This is a genomic window from Streptomyces sp. NPDC093568 (assembly GCF_044764945.1).
Lineage (GTDB): Bacteria > Actinomycetota > Actinomycetes > Streptomycetales > Streptomycetaceae > Streptomyces.
The window spans coordinates 69,489-88,187 of the sequence record NZ_JBIWJD010000017.1 but is presented as its reverse complement, the minus strand read 5'-3'; the positions used below and the strand labels follow the sequence as shown (position 1 = coordinate 88,187).

Below are 18,699 nucleotides of genomic sequence, written 5' to 3'. Positions count from 1 at the left end.
ACACCCCAAAAAAACAAAAAAAAAAAAAAACCACCACCCCCCCCCCCCCCCCCCCGCCGCCCCCCCCCCCCAACCCCCCCCCCCCCCCCCCCCCCCCGGCGGGGGGGGGGGGGGCCCCCGGCGCTCTGCGTTCAGCACTCTCGGCCCGCGGCCCTCCGCGTTCAGCACCCTCGGCCCGCGGCCCCGTCGATCAGGGTGTCCAGCAACTCGCCGAGCACCGCCCGCTGTTCGTCCGTCAGCGGCGCCAGGATCTCCTCCGCCGCCGAGCGGCGCGCGCCGTGCAGCTCCCGCAGGGCCTTGCGGCCGTCGGCGGTCAGCTCGATCCGGATCACCCGCCGGTTCGTCGGATCCGGCACCCGCCGTACCTTCCCGCTCGCCTCCAGCCCGTCGACCAGCGTCGTCACCGCGCGCGGGACCACCTCCAGCCGCTCGGCGAGATCGGCCATCCGGGGCGGCGACTCATAGTGCGCGAGCGTGCGCAGCAGACGCGACTGCGCAGGCGTGACGCCCAGGCCGCACTCCTGCAGGTGCCGTTTCTGGATCCGGTGCACCCGGCGGGTGAAGCGCAGCAGCTGCTCGGCGAGCGGGCCGTCGGGATCGGGGGTGGTCATGCGGGAACAATATCAGGACCATATGCATTGTGAGCATAGGTAACAATGAGCTAAGCTCCGTCAGTCCTCCTCGTCACCCCTCCGTAGGAGCCCATGCACCCCGACCATGAACCCACCTGGAAGCCCTCCGGCACGCAGCAGGAACAGCCCCGGCAGGTGCGCCGCATCCTCCGGCTCTTCCGCCCCTACCGTGGACGGCTCGCCGTCGTCGGCCTTCTCGTCGGCGCCTCGTCGCTGGTCGGCGTCGCCACGCCGTTCCTGCTCAAGGCGATCCTCGACGTCGCGATCCCCGAGGGCCGCACCGGCCTGCTCGGCCTGCTCGCGCTCGGCATGATCCTCAGCGCCGTCCTGGCCGGCGTCTTCGGCGTCCTGCAGACGCTGATCTCCACCACCGTCGGCCAGCGCGTCATGCACGACCTGCGCACCGCGGTCTACGGCCGCCTCCAGCGCATGTCGCTCGCCTTCTTCACCCGCACCCGCACCGGCGAGGTCCAGTCCCGCATCGCCAACGACATCGGCGGCATGCAGGCCACCGTCACCTCCACCGCGACCTCCCTGGTCTCCAACCTGACCAGCGTGGTCGCCACGATCGTCGCGATGATCGCCCTCGACTGGCGGCTCACCGTCGTGTCGCTGCTGCTGCTTCCGGTCTTCGTCTGGATCAGCCGCCGCGTCGGCAACGAACGCAAGAAGATCACCACGCAGCGGCAGAAGCAGATGGCCGCGATGGCCGCCACCGTCACCGAGTCGCTCTCGGTCAGCGGCATCCTGCTCGGCCGCACGATGGGCCGCTCCGGCTCGCTCACCGACACCTTCGCGGACGAGTCCGAGCGGCTGGTCGACCTCGAAGTCAGGTCGAACATGGCCGGCCGCTGGCGCATGGCCGTCATCGGCATGGTCATGGCCGCCATGCCCGCCGTCATCTACTGGACCGCGGGGATGGCCCTCCAACTCGGCGGCCCGCACGTCTCGATAGGCACGATCGTCGCCTTCGTCTCGCTCCAGCAGGGGCTGTTCCGCCCGACCGTCAGCCTGCTGTCCACCGGCGTCCAGATCCAGACCTCGCTCGCGCTCTTCCAGCGCATCTTCGAATACCTCGACCTGCCCATCGACATCACCGAGCGGGACGAGCCCATCCATCTCGACCACGTCAAGGGCGAGGTCCGCTTCGAGGACGTCGAGTTCCGGTACGACGGCAAGGACGGCGAGCGCGGCGCGATCCTCGACGGCGTCGACATCACGGTCCCGGCGGGCGGCAGCCTCGCGGTCGTCGGCCCGACCGGCGCCGGGAAGTCGACGCTCGGCCACCTCGTGCCACGGCTGTACGACGTGACGGGCGGCCGGGTCACCCTCGACGGCGTCGACGTGCGCGACCTCGACTTCGACACCCTCGCCCGCGCGGTCGGCGTCGTCTCGCAGGAGACGTACCTCTTCCACGCCTCGGTCGCCGAGAACCTGCGCTTCGCCAAGCCGGACGCCTCCGACGAGGAGCTGTACGCGGCGGCGCGGGCCGCCCAGATCCACGACCACATCGCGTCGCTGCCCGACGGCTACGACACCGTCGTCGGCGAGCGCGGCCACCGCTTCTCCGGCGGCGAGAAGCAGCGCCTGGCCATCGCCCGCACGATCCTGCGCGACCCGCCGGTCCTCATCCTCGACGAGGCGACCAGCGCCCTCGACACCCGCACCGAACAGGCCGTACAGGAGGCCATCGACGCCCTGTCGGCCAACCGCACCACCCTCACCATCGCCCACCGGCTGTCCACCATTCGGGGCGCCGACCAGATCGTGGTGCTCGACGCGGGGCGCGTCGCCGAACGCGGCACGCACGAGGAGTTGTTGGAGCGCGACGGGCGCTATGCGGCGCTGGTTCGCCGGGACGCCCGACTGGAGCCGACGGGGTGACGATATGCCGGGTTTGTAAGCATGTGCGGGTTACCGTTCCCGCATGTACTTCAACACTCCGCCACGGAGCACGATTCGACTGACGCGCCGGGGCCGTATCGCCCTCATCGCCGCCGGCGCCGTCGCGGCCGGCACCGCCGTGGCGGTGCCGCTGCTGGTCACGGAGGACGAAGTCGCACAGCCGACCTCGCTGGTGATCCCCGAGGGCTGGCGGGCGAGCCAGGTCTACGCCGCGATCGACAAGGCGCTCTCCCTGCCGGCCGGCAGCACGAAGAAGTCCCTCCGCAAGGCCGCCCTCAAGCTGCCGAACGACGCCGAGGGCAACCCGGAGGGCTACCTCTTCCCGGCGACGTATCCGCTGGAGCGGGGCGGGACCAGGGTGACGCCGGAGTCCCTGCTGAAGGCGATGGTCACGACCGCCAACCAGAAGTTCAGCGGCGCCCCGATCGCCGCCGGCGCGCAGCGCAACGCCATGAACGTCTACCAGGCGGTCACGATCGCGAGCATCGTCCAGGCCGAGGCGGCCACCAAAACCGACATGGCCAAGGTCGCCCGGGTCGTCTTCAACCGGCTCGAACGCGGCATGCCGCTGCAGATGGACTCCACGATCAACTACGCGCTGAACCGCTCCACGATCAGGACGACCGAGGCCGACACCCGCGTCGACAGCCCCTACAACTCGTACCAGCGCATGGGCCTGCCGCCCACGCCGATCGACAACCCGGGCGAGGAGGCGATGCGCGCCGCGATCAATCCGGCGGCGGGCGACTGGCTGTACTTCGTCACGGTCAAGCCCGGCGACACCCGCTTCACGGCCGACTACGCCGAACACCAGCGCAACGTCGCCGAGTTCAACGCCCAGCAGAAGGCGAGCACGACCGCCACGCCGTGACCCGACGGGACGTCATGCGGAGGCTGATCCGCCCGGTCGGCGCCTCACGCGGCCAGCGGCTCCTCGGCCAGCAGCCGCCGGATGTCCCGTACGGCCGCGCGGCCGGCCCGGTTGGCGCCGATCGTGCTGGCGGAGGGGCCGTAGCCGACCAGGTGGACACGGGGGTCGGCGAGCGCGCGGGTGCCCTCCAGCCGGATGCCGCCGCCCGGCTCGCGCAGGTGCAGCGGGGCGAGATGGTCGATGGCGGCGCGGAAGCCGGTCGCCCACAGGATGACGTCGGCCTCGACGTGCCGCCCGTCGTTCCACTCCACGCCGTCCGGTGTGATCCGGTCGAACATGGGCTGCCGGTCCAGGGTGCCGTCCGCGATCCCCTGCTTGATGGCGTCGTTTAGCGGCAGCCCCGTGACCGAGACCACACTCTTCGGCGGTAGTCCCTGCCGGACCCGCTCTTCGACGAGCGCGACCGCGGCCCGGCCCACGTCCTCAGTGAAGGGGCCCTCACGGAACACCGGAGGGCGCCGCGTGACCCACGTCGTGGCGGCGGCGTAGGGAGCGATCTCCAGCAGATGCTGGGTACCGGAGGCCCCGCCGCCCACGACCACGACCCGCTGCCCGGCGAACTCCCGCGGCCCGGCGTACTGCGCCGTGTGCAACTGCCGTCCCCGGAACGTCTCCTGACCGGCGTATCGCGGCCAGAACGGGCGGTCCCAGGTGCCGGTCGCGTTGATCAGCGCCCGCGTCGCCCAGGTCCCCGCCGAGCTCTCGACGAGCAGCCGCCCGTCCGGTCCCTCGCGCACGGCACGTACCGCGACGGGCCGCCGCACCCGCAGGTCGAAGGTCCGCTCGTAGGAGTCGAAGTACTCCCCGACGACCTCCGACGACGGCCGCGAGGGGTCGGCTTCGGTCAGCTCCATGCCGGGCAGCGAGTGCATCCCGTGCACCTTGCCGTACGTCAGCGACGGCCACCGGAACTGCCAGGCGCCGCCCGGACGGGGGGCGTGGTCGAGGACGACGAAGTCGCGGTCCGGCTCGAAACCGGTGCGCTTCAGGTGGTAGGCGCTGGACAGACCCGCCTGACCAGCGCCTATGACGACCACGTCGACTTCCTCGACCGCCTCAGCAATGTTCACGGTTCCATCAACCGTCTCGGGGGCTCGGATCTTCCCCGGGACCAGGGACCAGGGACCAGGGAGGCTCGAGATGACCGATGTTTCAGGAACCCACCGAGGCACGCGCCCGAGTGGTCGACGGCGGCAGGTTGCCGTTGAACCGCGGGTCCACGAAGTCACCGAAGTCCACATTGCTCGGGATGAGCTTCAACCCCGTGAAGGTGTCGGCGATCTCCTGCTCCGAGGCGATGAGCGGCTTGTCCACCGCGACCGAGATCCGGGTGGCGTTGGTCCGCTTCACCGAGGCCAGCGCGACCTCGTACGGCAGCCCGGTGTCCTTCGCCCAGACCTTGGCCCACTCCTCCTGGTGTTCGTACACCCACGAGGTGGCCCGCCGCAGCCGCTCCAGATAGTCCTTGATGGCGGCGGCCTTCTTCTTGTCCTTCAGGGCCGAGGGCGCCGCCACCTGGAAGGTGAGCCCGTTGGTGATGCCGTCGCCGGTGGTCAGGACGCGGCCCTTCTTGGACAACAGCACCTGCGAGGTGTACGGGTCCCACACCGCCCACGCGTCCACCTTGCCGGCGGTGAACGCGGCCAGCGCGTCGGCCGGCTGGAGGTACTTGACGTCGACGTCGCTCAGACCGAGCCCGGCCGCCTTGAGGGAGGCGACCAGCTGGTAGTTGGCGGAGGAGCCCTGCGCCACGGCGATCGACTTGCCCTTGAGCTGCTCGGGCGCGGTCAGCGTCGAGTCGCTCGGCACGAGGATCGCGTCACCCTTGGAGGTGCCCTTGAACGCGGCCACCGCCGTGATCTTCGAGCCCGCGCCCGCCGCGAACACTGGCGGTGTGTTGCCCACGCCGCCGATGTCGACGGCCTTGGCGTTGACGGCCTCCAGCAGGGGCGGACCGGAGGTGAAGGTCGACCACTTGATCTTGTAGTCCAGGTTCTTGAGCTCTCCGGCGGCCCGCAGGATGGCCTCCGAACCGCCCTTCTGGTCACCGACGTTGAGCGTGAGGGAGCCCTGGCCGTCGACGTCGGTCGAGGTCCCGGCCGCCGAGTTCCCGCCGCAGGCGGTGAGCAGGAGCGCGAGGGGGAGGAGGAGCGCGGCGGGGACGAGGCGTCGTCGCATGGGTCTTTCCGTTCTGGGAGGGTGATGTTCAGGCGGCTTCGGCGGCGGTGTCGACGCCGAGTCGCTCCAGGAGGCCGGCGCGCAGTTCCGCGAACCGGGGGTCGGTGATGTCGCGGGGGCGGTCGAGGTCGATGCGCTGCTCGTGCGCGATCACCCCGTCGTCCATCACCAGGACGCGGTCGGCCAGGAGCACGGCCTCCTCGACGTCGTGCGTGACCAGCAGGACCGCGCAGCCGCGCCGCTGCCACAACTCGCCCACCAGCCGCTGGGCCTTGATGCGGGTGAGCGCGTCGAGCGCGCCGAACGGCTCGTCGAGCAGCAGCAGATCGGGCTCACGGACCAACGCCCGTGCGAGGGAGGCCCGTTGTGCCTCGCCGCCGGAGAGCGTCTTGGGCCAGGCGTCCGTACGGTGGTCCAGGCCGACCTCCTTGAGGGCCTGCTCGGCGACCGTGCGCACGGGCTTGCCCGGCAGTCCGAGCAGCACGTTGCGCCACACCTTCTTCCACGGCATCAGCCGCGGCGCCTGGAAGGCGACGGCCTTGCGGCGCGGCACCAGGACGGTGCCCTCGATGTCGCGGTCGAGGCCGGCGAGGATGCGCAGGAGCGTGGACTTGCCGCAGCCGCTGCGGCCGAGCAGGGCGACGAACTCGCCGCGGCGGACGTCGAGGCGCAGGTCGTCGATGACCGCGCGGCCGTCGAAGGAACGGGTCAGCCCCTCGACGTGGACGGCCTGGGTGGCTGGGGGAGTCACCGGCCGGTGAACGTCGGTCGCCATTGCAGCAGCAGCCTTTCGAGGGAGCGGACGATGAAGTCGGCGAGCAGGCCGAGGAAGGCGTAGACGATCAGGCAGACCACGATCACGTCGGTCCGCAGGAAGTCCCTTGCCTGCACCATCAGGAACCCGATGCCGGAGTCGGCGTTGACCTGCTCGGCGAAGACGAGGGCGAGCCAGGCGATGCCGAGCGAGTAGCGCAGGCCGGTCAGGGCCCCCGGCAGCGCGCCGGGCAGCACGACGTGCCGTACGAGACCCCACCGGGACAGCCCGAGCGACTCCCCGGCCTCGATCAACTGGGCGTCCACGCCGCGGATACCGGCGTACACGTTGAGGTAGAGCGGGAAGGTCACACCGAGCGTGATGATGGCGACCTTGGGTGCCTCGCCGATGCCGAACCAGATGATGAACAGCGGGATGAGCCCGACGAAGGGCACGGTCCGCAACATCTGCACGGGCGCGTCCACGAGGTCCTCGCCGATCCGGAACAGGCCCGAGACCAGCGCGAGTCCGGTGCCGACGACCGTGCCCAGCGCCAGCCCGGCCGCGACGCGCTGAAGGGAGATCGCCATCGCCGAGGGCAGCGAGCCGTCGGCGATCAGGTCACCCGCGACCTGTGCGATGCGGCCGGGCGAGGCGAGGACGTCGGCGGTCAACACGCCGGTGGCGCTGAGGACCTGCCACAGGATCAGCAGCAGGACGGGACCGGTGGTGCGGCGCAGCCAGCGGGGCACGCGGGTGCGGCGGGAGGAGGCGGGGACGAGGGGGACGAGGTCCGGTGGGGAGGGTGTTTCGGCGATCCTGCGGCTGGATGAGCCAGATATATCTGAAATATCCGTCTCTGCAGAGCCGGGCGGGGCATGGCTGATGCTCATGGGTGAGTGCTCCACGGGGGCGAGCGACCGGTGGGGGTGCGTGCCGGGGCACCGCCCCGTCTCATGGAGAGCTCAGACGTACGGGTGGGGCGGTGCCGTCACAGCGCGAAGGCGCGAGGCGCGAGGGCGCGAGGGGGGGAAGGCGTCAGCGGCCGCGGCGACACGCGGCGGAGGCCACCCGCAGCAGGTCGATGTGACCGCGCGTGGTGAGCAGGGCTGAACGCAACATGCCGCAAAAAGTAGCCAGATGGCGCGGCGACGGTCAACGGTGTCTCGCGAAGTGGACCTTGCGTGTCACGGTTCGGTCTCCGGCCGGCCGTCCCCTCGCAGCCGAAGCGCGCCGCATGGGCGAGGATGGAAGACATGTCAGACGCCTTCACCACCCGAGTCCTGAACGTCGCCTCCGGCTCCGCGGAGCGGGTCGTGGACCTCACCCGTGACTGCGAGGCCTTCCTGCGGGAGGCGGCGGCGGGCCGCGACGGCCTGCTGAACATCTTCGTGCCGCATGCCACGGCCGGTGTCGCGATCATCGAGACGGGCGCCGGCAGCGACGACGACCTCCTGACCGCCCTGCACACCCTGCTCCCCGCCGACGACCGCTGGCAGCACCGCCACGGCAGTCCCGGCCACGGCCGCGACCACGTCCTGCCGGCCATCGTCCCGCCGCACGCGACGCTTCCGGTGCTGGGCGGGCGGCTGGAGCTCGGGACCTGGCAGTCGGTGTGTCTGGTGGATACGAACAAGGACAATCCTCGTCGCCAGGTGCGGTTGTCGTTCCTTGCGTGACGAGGGTGCCGACTGTTGGTCTGAAGTCCGGCCGGACGGAAGGAGTCCGGCTCGCACTCTGCAGTCCACCCGCAGCCGACATCGAGCGATGCGGTGAACGATGAAGCTGCAGGCAGGGGTGCTGCTGTGTTGTCCGAGCAGCGGAAGGTGCGTGTCACCTTTCTTGCGGGCTCCTGGCCTTGTCTCTGGTCGGCCGTGGTTCGGATGGGCTGGGCGTAGCGGCGGACTCATAATCCGTCGGCCGTGGGTTCGAGTCCCACCCGGCCCACCAGTAACTACCCTGACCTGCGGAAACGTCTCTTCAGTGCCTCTGAGTCACCTGCTCGGCCCCACGGAGAGGATCCGCTGTTCACAAGTACTGCCCGGCCCGGCCCTTCCCGGCCAGGCCCCGAAGTTCGTCAACGGCCAGGCGCAGCTCGTGGTCGAGGCGGGCCAGAGCGTCATCGCCGGTCGACATCGGGGAGCGAGTGTGCGCGGCTTGTTCGAGGTGCCGGCAGAGGTCCGCGGCGCGGGAGGCACCGACGGTGGCGCAGCTGCCCTTGAGGCGATGCGCCGCCATGCCCGCCGTGTGGAAGTCCCCGGAGTCCACGGCGTCCCGGAGACGTCGCAGGGTCTCCGGGGCCGCGGTGGCGAAGGCCTCGGCGATCTCGGCGACTGCCTCCGGGGGCAGATCCGACAGCTGTGCGGCGATCTCCGGTTCCTCCGGCCCGGTGGGCTCGCCGGTGCGCATCCCCGTCCAGACGGAGACCCGGGCGAGCACCTGTTGCCAGTCCACGGGTTTGGTGAGGTGGTCGTCCATGCCCGCCTCCAGACAACGGGCGCGGTCGTCCGGCATGGCCGCCGCCGTCATGGCGACGATCGCAGCGCGTTCACCGTCCGGCTGGCGCCGCCGGATCTCGGTGGTGGCCGCGAGGCCGTCCATACCCGGGAGCTGGCAGTCCATGAGGACGAGGTCGTACCGGCCGTGGAGCGCCGACCGCACCGCCTGCTCGCCGTCGCCGACCACGTCGACATGGTGGCCGGCCCGCCGCAGCACCAGCTGGGCCACCTGGGAGCTGACTTCGTCGTCCTCGGCGACCAGGATGCGAACCGTCGTCTCCGCGGCGGTGGCCGCCCGGTGCCCCGGCCTGGGCACGCTGTGCTGCGGAAGGTCCGGGTGGCCCCCCTGGTCGCCGTCCGTACCCAGGGTGTTCTCGACCGCCGCCAGCAGTCGGCGGCGGCTCACCGGGCGGGTGACCGACTGCACGGCCCGCTCCTGCGGACGGGAGGCGGCCGGCCATGGGGCCCCGGTGCGTCCCGGGCTGAGCAGCACGATGACACCGGTGGCACCGAGCAGGGGATCAGTGAGGACGGCTTCGGCGAGCGAGCCGCCCCCGGCGATCGTCATATGCAGGTCGATCACGGCCAGGTCGAAGGGTGTCTCGTCGGCAGCCGCGCTGCGTAGCGCCGCCAGGGCAGCCGCTGCGTCCGCCGTCTGGTCCACCGTCAGACCCGCGCCGGTCAGCATGCGGTCGGCCAGGGCGCGGCTCTCGTCGTCCGCGTCCGCGATGATCACGCGGCGGCCGCCCAGCTGTCCGGTGGCTGGGGCGGTCCAGGTGAGGACGGGCACCGGCAGGGTCACCCAGAAGCGGCTTCCCACTCCCTTCACGCTGTCCAGCCCGATCCTGCCTCCCATCAGCTCGACCAGCTGCCGGCTGATGGCGAGGCCCAGACCGCTGCCGCCGGTGCGGCGTGTGATGGGGGAGTCCAACTGGCGGAAGGTCTCGAAGACGCGGTCGCGGTCCTCGGGGCCGACTCCGATGCCCGTGTCGGTGACGGTGAACCGCAGGACCGCCGGGTCGGCGGCAGGTGGACCGCCCGGCGCGGAGGCCGACCCCTCCAGCGCGACCTGAAGGTCGATACCGCCCTGGACGGTGAACTTCAGCGCGTTGCCGAGGATGTTGGTCAGCACCTGCCGGAGCCGCACCGGATCGCCCAGGACGTGCTGGGGCAGGTCCTCGGCGAGGTGGAGCGTGAGCCACAGCCCCTGCCGCTGAGCGTGCGGGGCGAACGGCGCCACCACCTCGTCGCACAGCCGCGGCAGGTCGAAGGGCACGGACTCGATGCGCAGCCGGCCGGCCTCGATCTTCGACAGGTCGAGGAAGTCGTCCAGCAGGCCGAGGAGGTTCTGCGCGGACTCCTGCACGGTGCCCGCGTAATGCCGCTGCTCGTCGTCCAGCCGGGTGTCGAGCAGCAGGGCGTTCATCCCCAGGACGCCGTTGATCGGCGTGCGGATCTCATGGCTGACCTTGGCCAGGAACTCGGACTTCGCCGCTGACGCGGTCACGGCCTCGTCCCGGGCCCGGGCCAGTGCCTGCGCGTACCGTGCCAGGGTCCGCTGCGCCCGCCGACGGCCGCGGCTGGTGTGCATCTGGAAGGCCAGCCCGACCAGGATCAGTGCGGCGAGGAGGGCCGCGACGGTCAGCACCCGGTCGCGCAGCCGTCCGGCGGAGGCCAGCGCCTCGTCGGCGGGCACCTCCGCGGTGACCGTCCAGCCGATGCCGGGAATGGGCCGGGAGGCCGACAGCACCGGCCCGTCCAAGCCGCGCTGGGTGGTGAAGAGCGTACGGCCGGCCAGTGCCGCGTCCACCCGAGGGTCCTCGCGCAGGGAGGTGAGCGCGTACAGCTTGCCCCTCGGGTCGGCCACCAGGACACCGGTCTGGTCCGTGATGAGCAGTTGGATGCCCTGGGCCGCGGCCGCCTCCGAGGCGAAGGTCTGGATGGCGTCCAGGCTGTAGACGACGGCCAGGATGCCGACCTGCCGGCCGCGGGTGTCCCGGATCGGGGCCGCGACGGCCACCGCACGCGACATGCCCCGCATGGCGGGCGTGTACGCCTGTGACACATAGGCCTGTTGCTGCCTGCTGACCGCGCGGTACCAGTCGGTGCCGCGCACGTCCGATACCAACTCGCTGGGCGGTTGCGCGCCGATCAGCCGTCCGTCGGCACGGGTGACGATCACGCCGCTGATGCCGGCCCGCATCCGCGCCAGTTCCCGGAGGGTGCCGGCCAGGGCCGGCGCCGGCGTACCGGAGCCCGGGGCGACCGCGGAGCGGACGCCCGGCCGTTCGGCGTACGCGCTGACGAGCTGCTTCAAGGAGCCGATCTGCTGCTCCACCACGACCCGGCTCACCGAGGCCGTCGTCTGGACCCGGTCGCGTACCTCACTGCGTACCGCCTGATCGGACAGCCTGATGCTGGACGAGGTCAGCAGGCCGAGCGGGAGCAGGCCGAGCAGGACCCACAGCAGGGCCACCGCCAGCAGCCAGCGCAGGTCGCCGTCACCGCCTCGACCGGACCGTGCGGACGCGCGCCGTCCGGTCACGGCAGATCGCCATCCCAGCGCGCTCACCTCCGGCGGAACGGGTGGACCTAACAGTTGTGCCGCGGTCGTGCGGCGAGTGTTGCCAGATGCTAATGCGGTCCGTCAACAATTGGCGCGACGCCGTGAGCACAAGGAACAAAAGGCCCGGGACACGCCCCTCGGTCCGGAATCCTGTGACCCTGCAGCGTCGGCATGGCCGCCACATCGGGAGGAGCATGGCGATGGCGGTGAGCGACATCACCCTTCTCATCGTGGATGACGACCCGGTCGTCACCGCCACCCTGCGTGCGCAGGTCAAACGCATTCCCGGGTTCAGGGTGGTGGCGATCGCCCACACGGGCCGTGAGGGGTTGGCGGCGGCCCGCCGCTTCGCTCCGCACTTGATACTCCTGGATCTTCATCTGCCCGACATGCCGGGGCTCGACCTGGCCCACCAGCTTCACCAGCCGGGGCGTCAGTCGCCGGACATCATCGTGATCTCGGGCCGGAGAGACTCGGCCGCCGTGCGCGCGGCCATGCAGCGCGGCGCCTTGCACTACCTTGTCAAGCCGACCCGGACCGGGACGGTGGAGCAGACGCTCAACCGGTACGCGACGGCCTTGGCGCGCCTGTCCTGGGGCGATCGGGCGGTGGAACAGCAGGAGATCGACCGGATCTTCCGCTCGCTGCACCTCGACCCGGTCAACCGCCCCAAGAAGGTCTCGGCCCCCACCGAGCAGTCGATACTCGATGCGCTGGCCGCCGCCGAGTCGGACTTGTCGGCGCACGAGACCGCAGAGGCGGTGGGGATCAGCAGGGCGACCGCCCGGCGATACCTGGAGTACCTCACCGAGCAGGGGCAGGTCGTGGAGAGCCTGCGCTACGGCGCGACGGGCCGGCCCCAGCACCGCTACCGCCTGTGGGCGCCGTGATCGTCCGCAGAACCGTGCTGTCCGCCCTGGGTGGTCTGGTGCTCGGCGCCTGCGGCCCGGCGGGGCAGGGCGGCTCCGCGGCGCGATTCCCCACGGACTCGACCATGGCCCGCATCAGGGAGCGGGGCGTGCTCACCGTCGGCATCAAGTTCGACCTGCCGCTGTTCGGGTACAAGGACCCCTCGGCGGGGTGGATCACCGGCTTCGACGCGGACATCGCGCGCATGGTGGCCCGGGACCTCACCGGCAGTGAGCACAACATCCGGTTCATCGAGACGATGCCCCGCAACCGGGAGGACTTCCTCGACCGGGGCGTGGTGGACATCGTGGTGGCCACGTACTCGATCAGCGACGAGCGCCGCAAGCTGGTGGACTTCACCGACCCCTACTACCACTCGGCGCAGGACGTACTGGTCCGCACCACGGACACGGACATGCGCACCGTCGCCGACCTCACCGACCTCGCCAGCAAAACGGTGTGCACGGGCGCCCGTTCCACCGCCCTGGAGCGGCTGAGGGACCGGCTTCGGCATGCCCGGCTGGTGGTGGTGGACAACTACAGCGAGTGTGTGTCTCCTCTGCTCGAGGGGCGGATCGACGCGATCAGTACCGACGACTCGATACTGCTGGGGCTGATGAGCGAACACCCGGATTCCCTACGGCTGCTGGGCAGTCCCTTCGGCAGGGAGTCGTACGGCATCGGTGTGCGCCGCGGCGACAGCGTTTTCCGTGGCTATCTCAACGGCTTGATCCGCCGTTTCCTGACGGACGGGCGCTGGGACGAGGTCTTCCGGGACACCATCGGCGTGATGGGCGTGTCCCTGAAGACGGCCAAACCGACGCCGTCACGCTGAGCAAAGACCCACGCAACTCCTTTGCGGGGACGAGCCGTTCCCCCTGGAAACTGCCGCGGGCCCGGCTTCCGCATGCCGGATCCCGCCGGAGCGACGAGTGAACACCCCGACTCCGTACGGCTGCTGGGCAGCCCCTTCGGCGGCGAGCCGTACGGCATCGGTGCGCCCGGACGCCGTGGGAGTGCACCGACTGCCGGGCCGGACGGCCGAACCGACGCCTCCGGCGCCCTCACGCTGAGCACAAGGCGCACAAGTCCCTTGCGGCGAAAAGCCGCTCCTACGGTATCGCCATCGCCACCGGGAACGGCATCGCGGCGGCAGATCACCAGTAAAGGGAGAGGCGTGTGCCCATGACCAAGAACCTGCCGGCAGGACGGCAGCAGGAGGCGAACACCCATCTGGTGGTGCTCGACAAGGTCAACAAGCACTATGGCCGCCTGCACGTTCTGCAGGACATCGACCTGGCGGTGAGCCGGGGTGAGGTCGTCGTGCTGATCGGACCTTCCGGGTCCGGCAAGTCCACTCTGTGCCGCACCATCAACCGGCTGGAGACCATCGACTCGGGCATCATCATGATCGACGGCACGCCCATGCCCTCCGAGGGCAGGCAACTGGCGCGGCTGCGCGCCGAGGTCGGCATGGTGTTCCAGGGGTTCAACCTCTTCGCCCACAAGACGGTCCTGGAGAACGTCACCATCGCCCCGGTGAAGGTCCTCAAGCAGGACCGGAAGGCCGCCGAGCAGCGCGCCCGCGAACTGCTCGACCGCGTGGGCATCGCCAGCCAGGCCGACAAGTACCCCGCCCAGCTGTCGGGAGGTCAGCAGCAGCGGGTGGCCATCGCCCGGGCCCTGGCCATGGACCCCAAGGTGATCCTCTTCGACGAGCCGACCTCCGCGCTCGACCCGGAGATGGTCAACGAGGTGCTCGACGTGATGACGTCCCTGGCCCGCGACGGCATGACGATGCTCGTGGTCACCCACGAGATGGGCTTCGCCCGCCGGGCCGCCGACCGCGTGGTGTTCATGGCCGACGGCCAGATCGTGGAGCAGAACAGCCCCGATGCCTTCTTCTCCCACCCGCGCAGCGAACGCGCCAGGTCGTTCCTCGACAAGATCCTCACCCACTGAGCCGGCCCTCGGGCCGACGCAGCCACGCCTGTCCACTTGTCAACTTGTCCACTCACCACGGGAAACCAGGGGATTCACCATGTCCAAGAGACTGATCGCAGCCGCTCTCACCACCGTGATGGTCGCGCTGGCCACCAGCGCCTGCGGGGGCGGTAGCGGAAGCGACAGCAACGCGTCCGTCGTCGACAAGGCCAAGAACGACAAGAAGCTCGTCATCGGTGTGAAGGCCGACCAGCCGGGCCTGGGTCTGCGCACCCCCGACGGCAGCTTCAAGGGCCTCGACATCGACGTGGCCACCTATGTCGCCAAGGCGCTCGGCGTGGACCCGAAGAACATCACCTTCAAGGAGACGGTGTCCGCCAACCGCGAGGCGTTCCTGGAGCAGGGGCAGGTCGACATGGTGGTGGCCACCTACTCCATCACCGACGAGCGCAAGCAGAAGGTCTCCTTCGCCGGTCCGTACTTCGTGGCGGGCCAGGACCTGCTGGTGCGGGCCGACGACAAGTCCATCACCGGCCCCGACTCGCTCAACGGCAAGAAGCTGTGTTCGGTCGCCGGCTCGACCTCCGCCCAGAAGATCAAGGACAGCTACGCCAAGCAGGTGCAGCTCCAGGAGGAGCGCAGCTACTCGGCCTGCGTGGACCGGGTGCTCGGTGGTCAGCTCGACGCGATCACCACCGACAACGCCATTCTGGCCGGCTACGCATCGCAGCACCCCGGCAAGCTCAGGCTGGTCGGCAAGACCTTCAGCACCGAGAACTACGGCATCGGCCTGAAGAAGGACGACAAGAAGGGCCGGGACGCGATCAACGACGCCCTGAAGAAGATGTTCGACAGCGGCGGTTGGAAGGCCGCGGTGGAGTCCAGCCTGGGCTCGTCCGGGTTCAAGGTTCCCGAGACCCCGCGCCTCGACCGGTACTGACGGCAACCGCTGGACGGCGGGCAACCGGAGACGGCAGCGCAACTGCCCGGCCCTTGCCCGCCCCGACGAAGTAAGGCCCTGATGGACGCACTGCTGGCCGAGCGAGGGACGATCCTCGCCGCGTTCTGGATGACCCTGCGACTCACCGTTTTCAGCGCGCTCGGCTCTCTCACCCTGGGTACCGTTCTCGCGGGCATGCGTGTCTCCCCGCTTCCGGTACTGCGCGCCGCGGCCCGGGTGTACGTGACCGTGGCACGCAACACACCGCTCACTCTGATCCTGCTGTTCACCAGCCTGGGTGTGGGCGCCAACCTCGGTGTGGAGTTCTCCGACCGCATCGACACCAACAACTTCTGGCTCGCCGTCATCGGCCTGACCGCGTACACGTCGGCGTTCGTGTGCGAGGCCCTGCGGGCGGGCATCAACACCGTCCCCCTGGGGCAGACGGAGGCGGCACGGGCGGCCGGGCTGAGCTTCGTCCAGACGTTGCGGCTCATAGTCCTGCCCCAGGCGTTCCGCGCGGTGATCATGCCGCTGGGAAGCATCCTGATCGCCCTGACCAAGAACACGACCATCGCCCTGGTGGCGGGTGTCGCGGAGGCATCCGTCCGGATGCGGGAGATGATCGAGGTGTATGGCGACCAAGTGATCCAGATCTTCCTCGGGTTCGCCGCCGGCTTCGTCGTGCTGTGTCTGCCGACCGGCCTGTTCTTCGGCTGGCTCTCCCGCCGCCTGGAGGTGGCCCGATGAGCCACGCGAACCTGTACGAGGTCCCCGGTGCGCGGGGTGTGCGCCGCAACCGGCTGCTGGCCGCGGTCTTCGCCGTCGCGCTGGCCGGCCTGGCGTACGTGATCTACACGCGGTTCGACGCCAAGCAGCAGTGGGACGCGGAGAAGTGGCGGCCCCTGTTGCGGGGCGAGGTCTGGACGACCTTCATCGTGCCCGGCCTGCTCGGCACGCTCCAGGCCGCGGCGCTGGGCATCGTGTTCTCAGCCGTCTTCGGCCTGGTGTTCGCCACAGCCCGGCTGTCGGAGCACCGTTGGATCCGCATCCCCGCCGCGTCGATCGTGGAGTTCTTCCGAGCGGTCCCCCTGCTGTTGCTCATCTTCTTCGCCTTCTTCGGCTCCTACGCGATCATCGGGGTCAACGTCTCCCCGTTCACCGCCGTGGTCTTCGGGCTCACCCTGTACAACGGCTCGGTCATCGCGGAGACCCTCAGGGCGGGCGTGAAGAGCCTGCCGTCGGGGCAGATGGAGGCGGCGCAGGCGCTCGGCATGCGCAAGGGCGAGGTCATGCACCTCATCCTTCTGCCGCAGGCGATCACCGCGATGATGCCGGCCATCGTCAGCCAGTTCGTCGTGCTGCTGAAGGACTCCGCCCTCGGGTTCATCGTCGGCTACGACGAACTGGTCGACCGCGGCCTGAACGGAATCGCCGCGAACTTCTCCAACGTCATCCCCGCGGCCATGCTGGTGGCTTCGATCTTCATCCTCCTCAACATGGCGCTCGACGCCGTCGCCCAGTGGCTGCGGCGCAAGATCGGAAGCGGCCGGAGGACGCGGTCCACGACGGGCGGCGACCCCGCCGTCGCTCCGGCGGCCGAGCCGGTCGGATCCGTCTGACCCGAACCACAGGCCGGGCGGTCGCAGTTCGCGAACCCGCCCGGGCCGGCGGCGTGGGCGTTCCTCACCCGCCCCCGGGCCGTTGGCCGCGTCGACGGCTCATCTCCCCAACGGTCGGCTGCACGTCCCAGCGGCAGCCATCACCCCAAGCCTGGCCCCCGCGGCCGGATTCAGGAGTACGCATCATGGCGGAGGACCCGTTCCGCATCGAGCACGACCTTCTCGGGGACGAACCCGTACCGCAGTACGCCTACTTCGGCATACACACCCTCCGGGCGGTGCACAACTTCCCCATCACCGGGATCCGCATCTCCGCCTACCGCGACCTGGTCAACGGCCTGGCAGCGGTCAAGCAGGCCGCGGCGGCGGCCAACCGCGACCTTGACCTGCTGGACCCGGCGAAGGCCGAAGCGATCATCAGCGCCTGTGAGGAGATCCGCTCCGGAAAACTCCACGACCAGTTCGTCGTCGACGTGTTCCAGGGCGGCGCGGGCACCTCCACCAACATGAACGCCAACGAGGTCATCGCCAACCGGGCTCTGGAGCTCCTCGGGCACAGCCGCGGCGAGTACCGGCACCTGCACCCCCTGGACGACGTCAACGCCGGGCAGAGCACCAACGATGCCTACCCCACCGCCCTCAAGGTCGCGCTGCACGAGACCACTGAACGCCTGCAGCGTGCCATGGCCACACTGCGGCACGCCTTCGAGACGAAGGCCGAGGAGTTCGCCGACGTCGTCAAGACCGGCCGTACCCAGCTGCAGGACGCGGTGCCGATGACCCTCGGCCAGGAGTTCGGCGCCTACGCGCGGACGCTGGGCGAGGACGAGCAGCGCCTCGCCGAGGCCCGTGCCCTGCTGGGGGAGATCAATCTGGGCGGCACCGCGATCGGCACCGGGCTCAACTCCCACCCCGACTACGCCGCACTGGCCTGCGCGCATCTGCGTGACATCACCGGCCTGGAGCTGTCCGTCGCCCCCGACCTGGTCGAGGCCACCCAGGACGCCGGTGTCTTCGTCCAGTTGTCCGGTGTGCTCAAGCGCATCGCGGTCAAGCTCTCCAAGACCTGCAACGACCTGCGGCTGCTCTCGTCCGGCCCGCGCGCCGGCCTCGGCGAGATCAACCTCCCGCCGCGACAGGCGGGCTCCAGCATCATGCCGGGCAAGGTGAACCCGGTCATCCCCGAAGTCGTGAACCAGATCGCCTTCAAGGTCATCGGCAACGACATGGCCATCACCATGGCCGCCGAAGCCGGTCAGCTCCAGCTCAACGCGTTCGAACCGCTCATCGCCCACTGCCTGTTCGAAAGTCTCACCAACCTGCAGGCCGGCTGCCTGACCCTGGCCGAACGCTGCGTCGTCGGCATCACCGCCAACCGGGAACACCTCCACGCCGTCGTCCACAACACCATCGGCATCATCACCGCCCTCACCCCGCACATCGGTTACGCCCAGGCCAGCGCCGCCGCCCAGGAAGCACTCACCACACACCGCTCGGTGGCCGAGGTCGTACTCGGACGAGGACTGCTGTCCTCCGACGAGCTGCACCGCCTCCTCCGCCCCGAGGCACTGGCTCGCCCCGGGGGCCACGACCTGCACGCATCCACGATGTGACGCCGTTCCGCCGGACGCCTCTCGCCTCCTTGCCGGGCGCCGGTACCGGCCGTCCCCCTCCAACGGCGAGGCGCGTAGGGAGGGCCCGGCAGGTGGGAAGGTCCACTACCGCCGCTGGACCGTGTTCATGTGTTCTCGCGCGCCCGTCTGAGGACAGCACTCCGTCTCGTGAGAGTGCGAGACCACGACTGCTCCCAGGCTCAACGT

The 18,699-nt window shown here is 70.1% G+C and carries 17 protein-coding genes; 10 read left to right on the top strand and 7 right to left on the bottom strand.

Annotation, left to right across the window (positions count from 1 at the left end; genetic code table 11):
- Nucleotides 1-161 precede the first annotated feature (161 nt).
- Nucleotides 162-611 carry a MarR family winged helix-turn-helix transcriptional regulator gene (locus tag ACIRD7_RS39400; RefSeq protein WP_403460823.1) on the bottom strand — a complete coding sequence of 150 codons (450 nt, stop codon included), beginning with the start codon at nucleotides 609-611 and terminating at the stop codon, nucleotides 162-164.
- 93 nt (nucleotides 612-704) lie between these two features.
- Here ACIRD7_RS39400 and ACIRD7_RS39395 point away from each other — a divergent pair, with 93 nt between their 5' ends.
- Both ACIRD7_RS39395 and mltG read left to right on the top strand, forming a co-directional pair.
- Nucleotides 705-2,516, top strand: a complete 1,812-nt coding sequence (locus ACIRD7_RS39395) for an ABC transporter ATP-binding protein (RefSeq protein WP_403460821.1) — start codon at nucleotides 705-707, stop codon at nucleotides 2,514-2,516.
- Between the two features lie 43 nt (nucleotides 2,517-2,559).
- A complete protein-coding gene (mltG, locus tag ACIRD7_RS39390; protein ID WP_403460820.1) occupies nucleotides 2,560-3,408 on the top strand; it encodes an endolytic transglycosylase MltG in 849 nt (282 codons plus the stop codon).
- Nucleotides 3,409-3,452: 44 nt separating this feature from the next.
- Here mltG and ACIRD7_RS39385 read toward each other — a convergent pair whose 3' ends face one another.
- From ACIRD7_RS39385 to ACIRD7_RS39365, 5 genes are all read right to left on the bottom strand, one after another.
- Nucleotides 3,453-4,538: an NAD(P)-binding domain-containing protein gene (locus ACIRD7_RS39385; RefSeq protein ID WP_403460819.1), complete on the bottom strand. Its 1,086-nt coding sequence runs from the start codon at nucleotides 4,536-4,538 to the stop codon at nucleotides 3,453-3,455.
- Nucleotides 4,539-4,620: 82 nt separating this feature from the next.
- On the bottom strand, nucleotides 4,621-5,646 hold the full coding sequence (locus ACIRD7_RS39380) for an ABC transporter substrate-binding protein (protein ID WP_403460817.1): 1,026 nt from the start codon (nucleotides 5,644-5,646) through the stop codon (nucleotides 4,621-4,623).
- A gap of 28 nt (nucleotides 5,647-5,674) precedes the next feature.
- Nucleotides 5,675-6,421, bottom strand: a complete 747-nt coding sequence (locus ACIRD7_RS39375) for an ABC transporter ATP-binding protein (protein ID WP_403460816.1) — start codon at nucleotides 6,419-6,421, stop codon at nucleotides 5,675-5,677.
- A complete protein-coding gene (locus ACIRD7_RS39370) occupies nucleotides 6,394-7,293 on the bottom strand; it encodes an ABC transporter permease (RefSeq protein WP_403460815.1) in 900 nt (299 codons plus the stop codon). The genes ACIRD7_RS39375 and ACIRD7_RS39370 overlap by 28 nt, the downstream gene beginning before the upstream one ends.
- Before the next feature lie 145 nt (nucleotides 7,294-7,438).
- Nucleotides 7,439-7,522, bottom strand: a complete 84-nt coding sequence (locus ACIRD7_RS39365) for a putative leader peptide (protein ID WP_313884353.1) — start codon at nucleotides 7,520-7,522, stop codon at nucleotides 7,439-7,441.
- A 134-nt stretch (nucleotides 7,523-7,656) separates the two neighbouring features.
- On the opposite strand from ACIRD7_RS39365, the gene ACIRD7_RS39360 reads away from it, so the two are divergent.
- Nucleotides 7,657-8,079: a YjbQ family protein gene (locus tag ACIRD7_RS39360; protein ID WP_403460814.1), complete on the top strand. Its 423-nt coding sequence runs from the start codon at nucleotides 7,657-7,659 to the stop codon at nucleotides 8,077-8,079.
- 349 nt (nucleotides 8,080-8,428) lie between these two features.
- Here ACIRD7_RS39360 and ACIRD7_RS39355 read toward each other — a convergent pair whose 3' ends face one another.
- Entirely contained in the window at nucleotides 8,429-11,443 is a 3,015-nt protein-coding gene (locus ACIRD7_RS39355; protein ID WP_403460813.1) for a response regulator, read from the bottom strand.
- A 221-nt stretch (nucleotides 11,444-11,664) separates the two neighbouring features.
- Between ACIRD7_RS39355 and ACIRD7_RS39350 the strand changes: the two genes are divergently transcribed.
- The 7 genes from ACIRD7_RS39350 to ACIRD7_RS39320 all read left to right on the top strand — a co-directional run bounded on the left by ACIRD7_RS39350 (nucleotide 11,665) and on the right by ACIRD7_RS39320 (nucleotide 18,492).
- Nucleotides 11,665-12,354, top strand: coding sequence for a response regulator (locus ACIRD7_RS39350; RefSeq protein WP_403460812.1), 690 nt, complete (start codon nucleotides 11,665-11,667; stop codon nucleotides 12,352-12,354).
- Nucleotides 12,351-13,208 carry a glutamate ABC transporter substrate-binding protein gene (locus ACIRD7_RS39345; protein ID WP_403460811.1) on the top strand — a complete coding sequence of 286 codons (858 nt, stop codon included), beginning with the start codon at nucleotides 12,351-12,353 and terminating at the stop codon, nucleotides 13,206-13,208. Before ACIRD7_RS39350 ends, ACIRD7_RS39345 begins: the two co-directional genes overlap by 4 nt.
- 350 nt (nucleotides 13,209-13,558) lie before the next feature.
- On the top strand, nucleotides 13,559-14,335 hold the full coding sequence (locus tag ACIRD7_RS39340; protein ID WP_367323253.1) for an amino acid ABC transporter ATP-binding protein: 777 nt from the start codon (nucleotides 13,559-13,561) through the stop codon (nucleotides 14,333-14,335).
- A gap of 79 nt (nucleotides 14,336-14,414) precedes the next feature.
- Nucleotides 14,415-15,257, top strand: a complete 843-nt coding sequence (locus ACIRD7_RS39335; protein WP_403460810.1) for a transporter substrate-binding domain-containing protein — start codon at nucleotides 14,415-14,417, stop codon at nucleotides 15,255-15,257.
- A gap of 81 nt (nucleotides 15,258-15,338) precedes the next feature.
- Nucleotides 15,339-16,007 (top strand): amino acid ABC transporter permease, encoded by a 669-nt coding sequence (locus tag ACIRD7_RS39330; RefSeq protein WP_403460808.1) that lies wholly within the window; start codon nucleotides 15,339-15,341, stop codon nucleotides 16,005-16,007.
- On the top strand, nucleotides 16,004-16,879 hold the full coding sequence (locus ACIRD7_RS39325; protein ID WP_403460807.1) for an amino acid ABC transporter permease: 876 nt from the start codon (nucleotides 16,004-16,006) through the stop codon (nucleotides 16,877-16,879). Before ACIRD7_RS39330 ends, ACIRD7_RS39325 begins: the two co-directional genes overlap by 4 nt.
- 185 nt (nucleotides 16,880-17,064) lie before the next feature.
- Complete coding sequence (locus ACIRD7_RS39320) at nucleotides 17,065-18,492, top strand: aspartate ammonia-lyase (protein WP_403460806.1); 1,428 nt, start codon at nucleotides 17,065-17,067, stop codon at nucleotides 18,490-18,492.
- The last annotated feature ends 207 nt before the right edge of the window (nucleotides 18,493-18,699 follow it).

Bases quoted from the DNA above. Each gene is read 5' to 3' on its own strand.
- ACIRD7_RS39395 (WP_403460821.1), top strand. From the start codon at position 705: ATGCACCCCGACCATGAACCCACCTGGAAGCCCTCCGGCACGCAGCAG.
- mltG (WP_403460820.1), top strand. From the start codon at position 2,560: ATGTACTTCAACACTCCGCCACGGAGCACGATTCGACTGACGCGCCGG.
- ACIRD7_RS39365 (WP_313884353.1), bottom strand. From the start codon at position 7,522: ATGTTGCGTTCAGCCCTGCTCACCACGCGCGGTCACATCGACCTGCTG.
- ACIRD7_RS39335 (WP_403460810.1), top strand. From the start codon at position 14,415: ATGTCCAAGAGACTGATCGCAGCCGCTCTCACCACCGTGATGGTCGCG.
- ACIRD7_RS39380 (WP_403460817.1), bottom strand. From the start codon at position 5,646: ATGCGACGACGCCTCGTCCCCGCCGCGCTCCTCCTCCCCCTCGCGCTC.
- ACIRD7_RS39320 (WP_403460806.1), top strand. From the start codon at position 17,065: ATGGCGGAGGACCCGTTCCGCATCGAGCACGACCTTCTCGGGGACGAA.
- ACIRD7_RS39340 (WP_367323253.1), top strand. From the start codon at position 13,559: ATGACCAAGAACCTGCCGGCAGGACGGCAGCAGGAGGCGAACACCCAT.
- ACIRD7_RS39350 (WP_403460812.1), top strand. From the start codon at position 11,665: ATGGCGGTGAGCGACATCACCCTTCTCATCGTGGATGACGACCCGGTC.
- ACIRD7_RS39330 (WP_403460808.1), top strand. From the start codon at position 15,339: ATGGACGCACTGCTGGCCGAGCGAGGGACGATCCTCGCCGCGTTCTGG.
- ACIRD7_RS39375 (WP_403460816.1), bottom strand. From the start codon at position 6,421: ATGGCGACCGACGTTCACCGGCCGGTGACTCCCCCAGCCACCCAGGCC.
- ACIRD7_RS39370 (WP_403460815.1), bottom strand. From the start codon at position 7,293: ATGAGCATCAGCCATGCCCCGCCCGGCTCTGCAGAGACGGATATTTCA.
- ACIRD7_RS39400 (WP_403460823.1), bottom strand. From the start codon at position 611: ATGACCACCCCCGATCCCGACGGCCCGCTCGCCGAGCAGCTGCTGCGC.
- ACIRD7_RS39325 (WP_403460807.1), top strand. From the start codon at position 16,004: ATGAGCCACGCGAACCTGTACGAGGTCCCCGGTGCGCGGGGTGTGCGC.
- ACIRD7_RS39360 (WP_403460814.1), top strand. From the start codon at position 7,657: ATGTCAGACGCCTTCACCACCCGAGTCCTGAACGTCGCCTCCGGCTCC.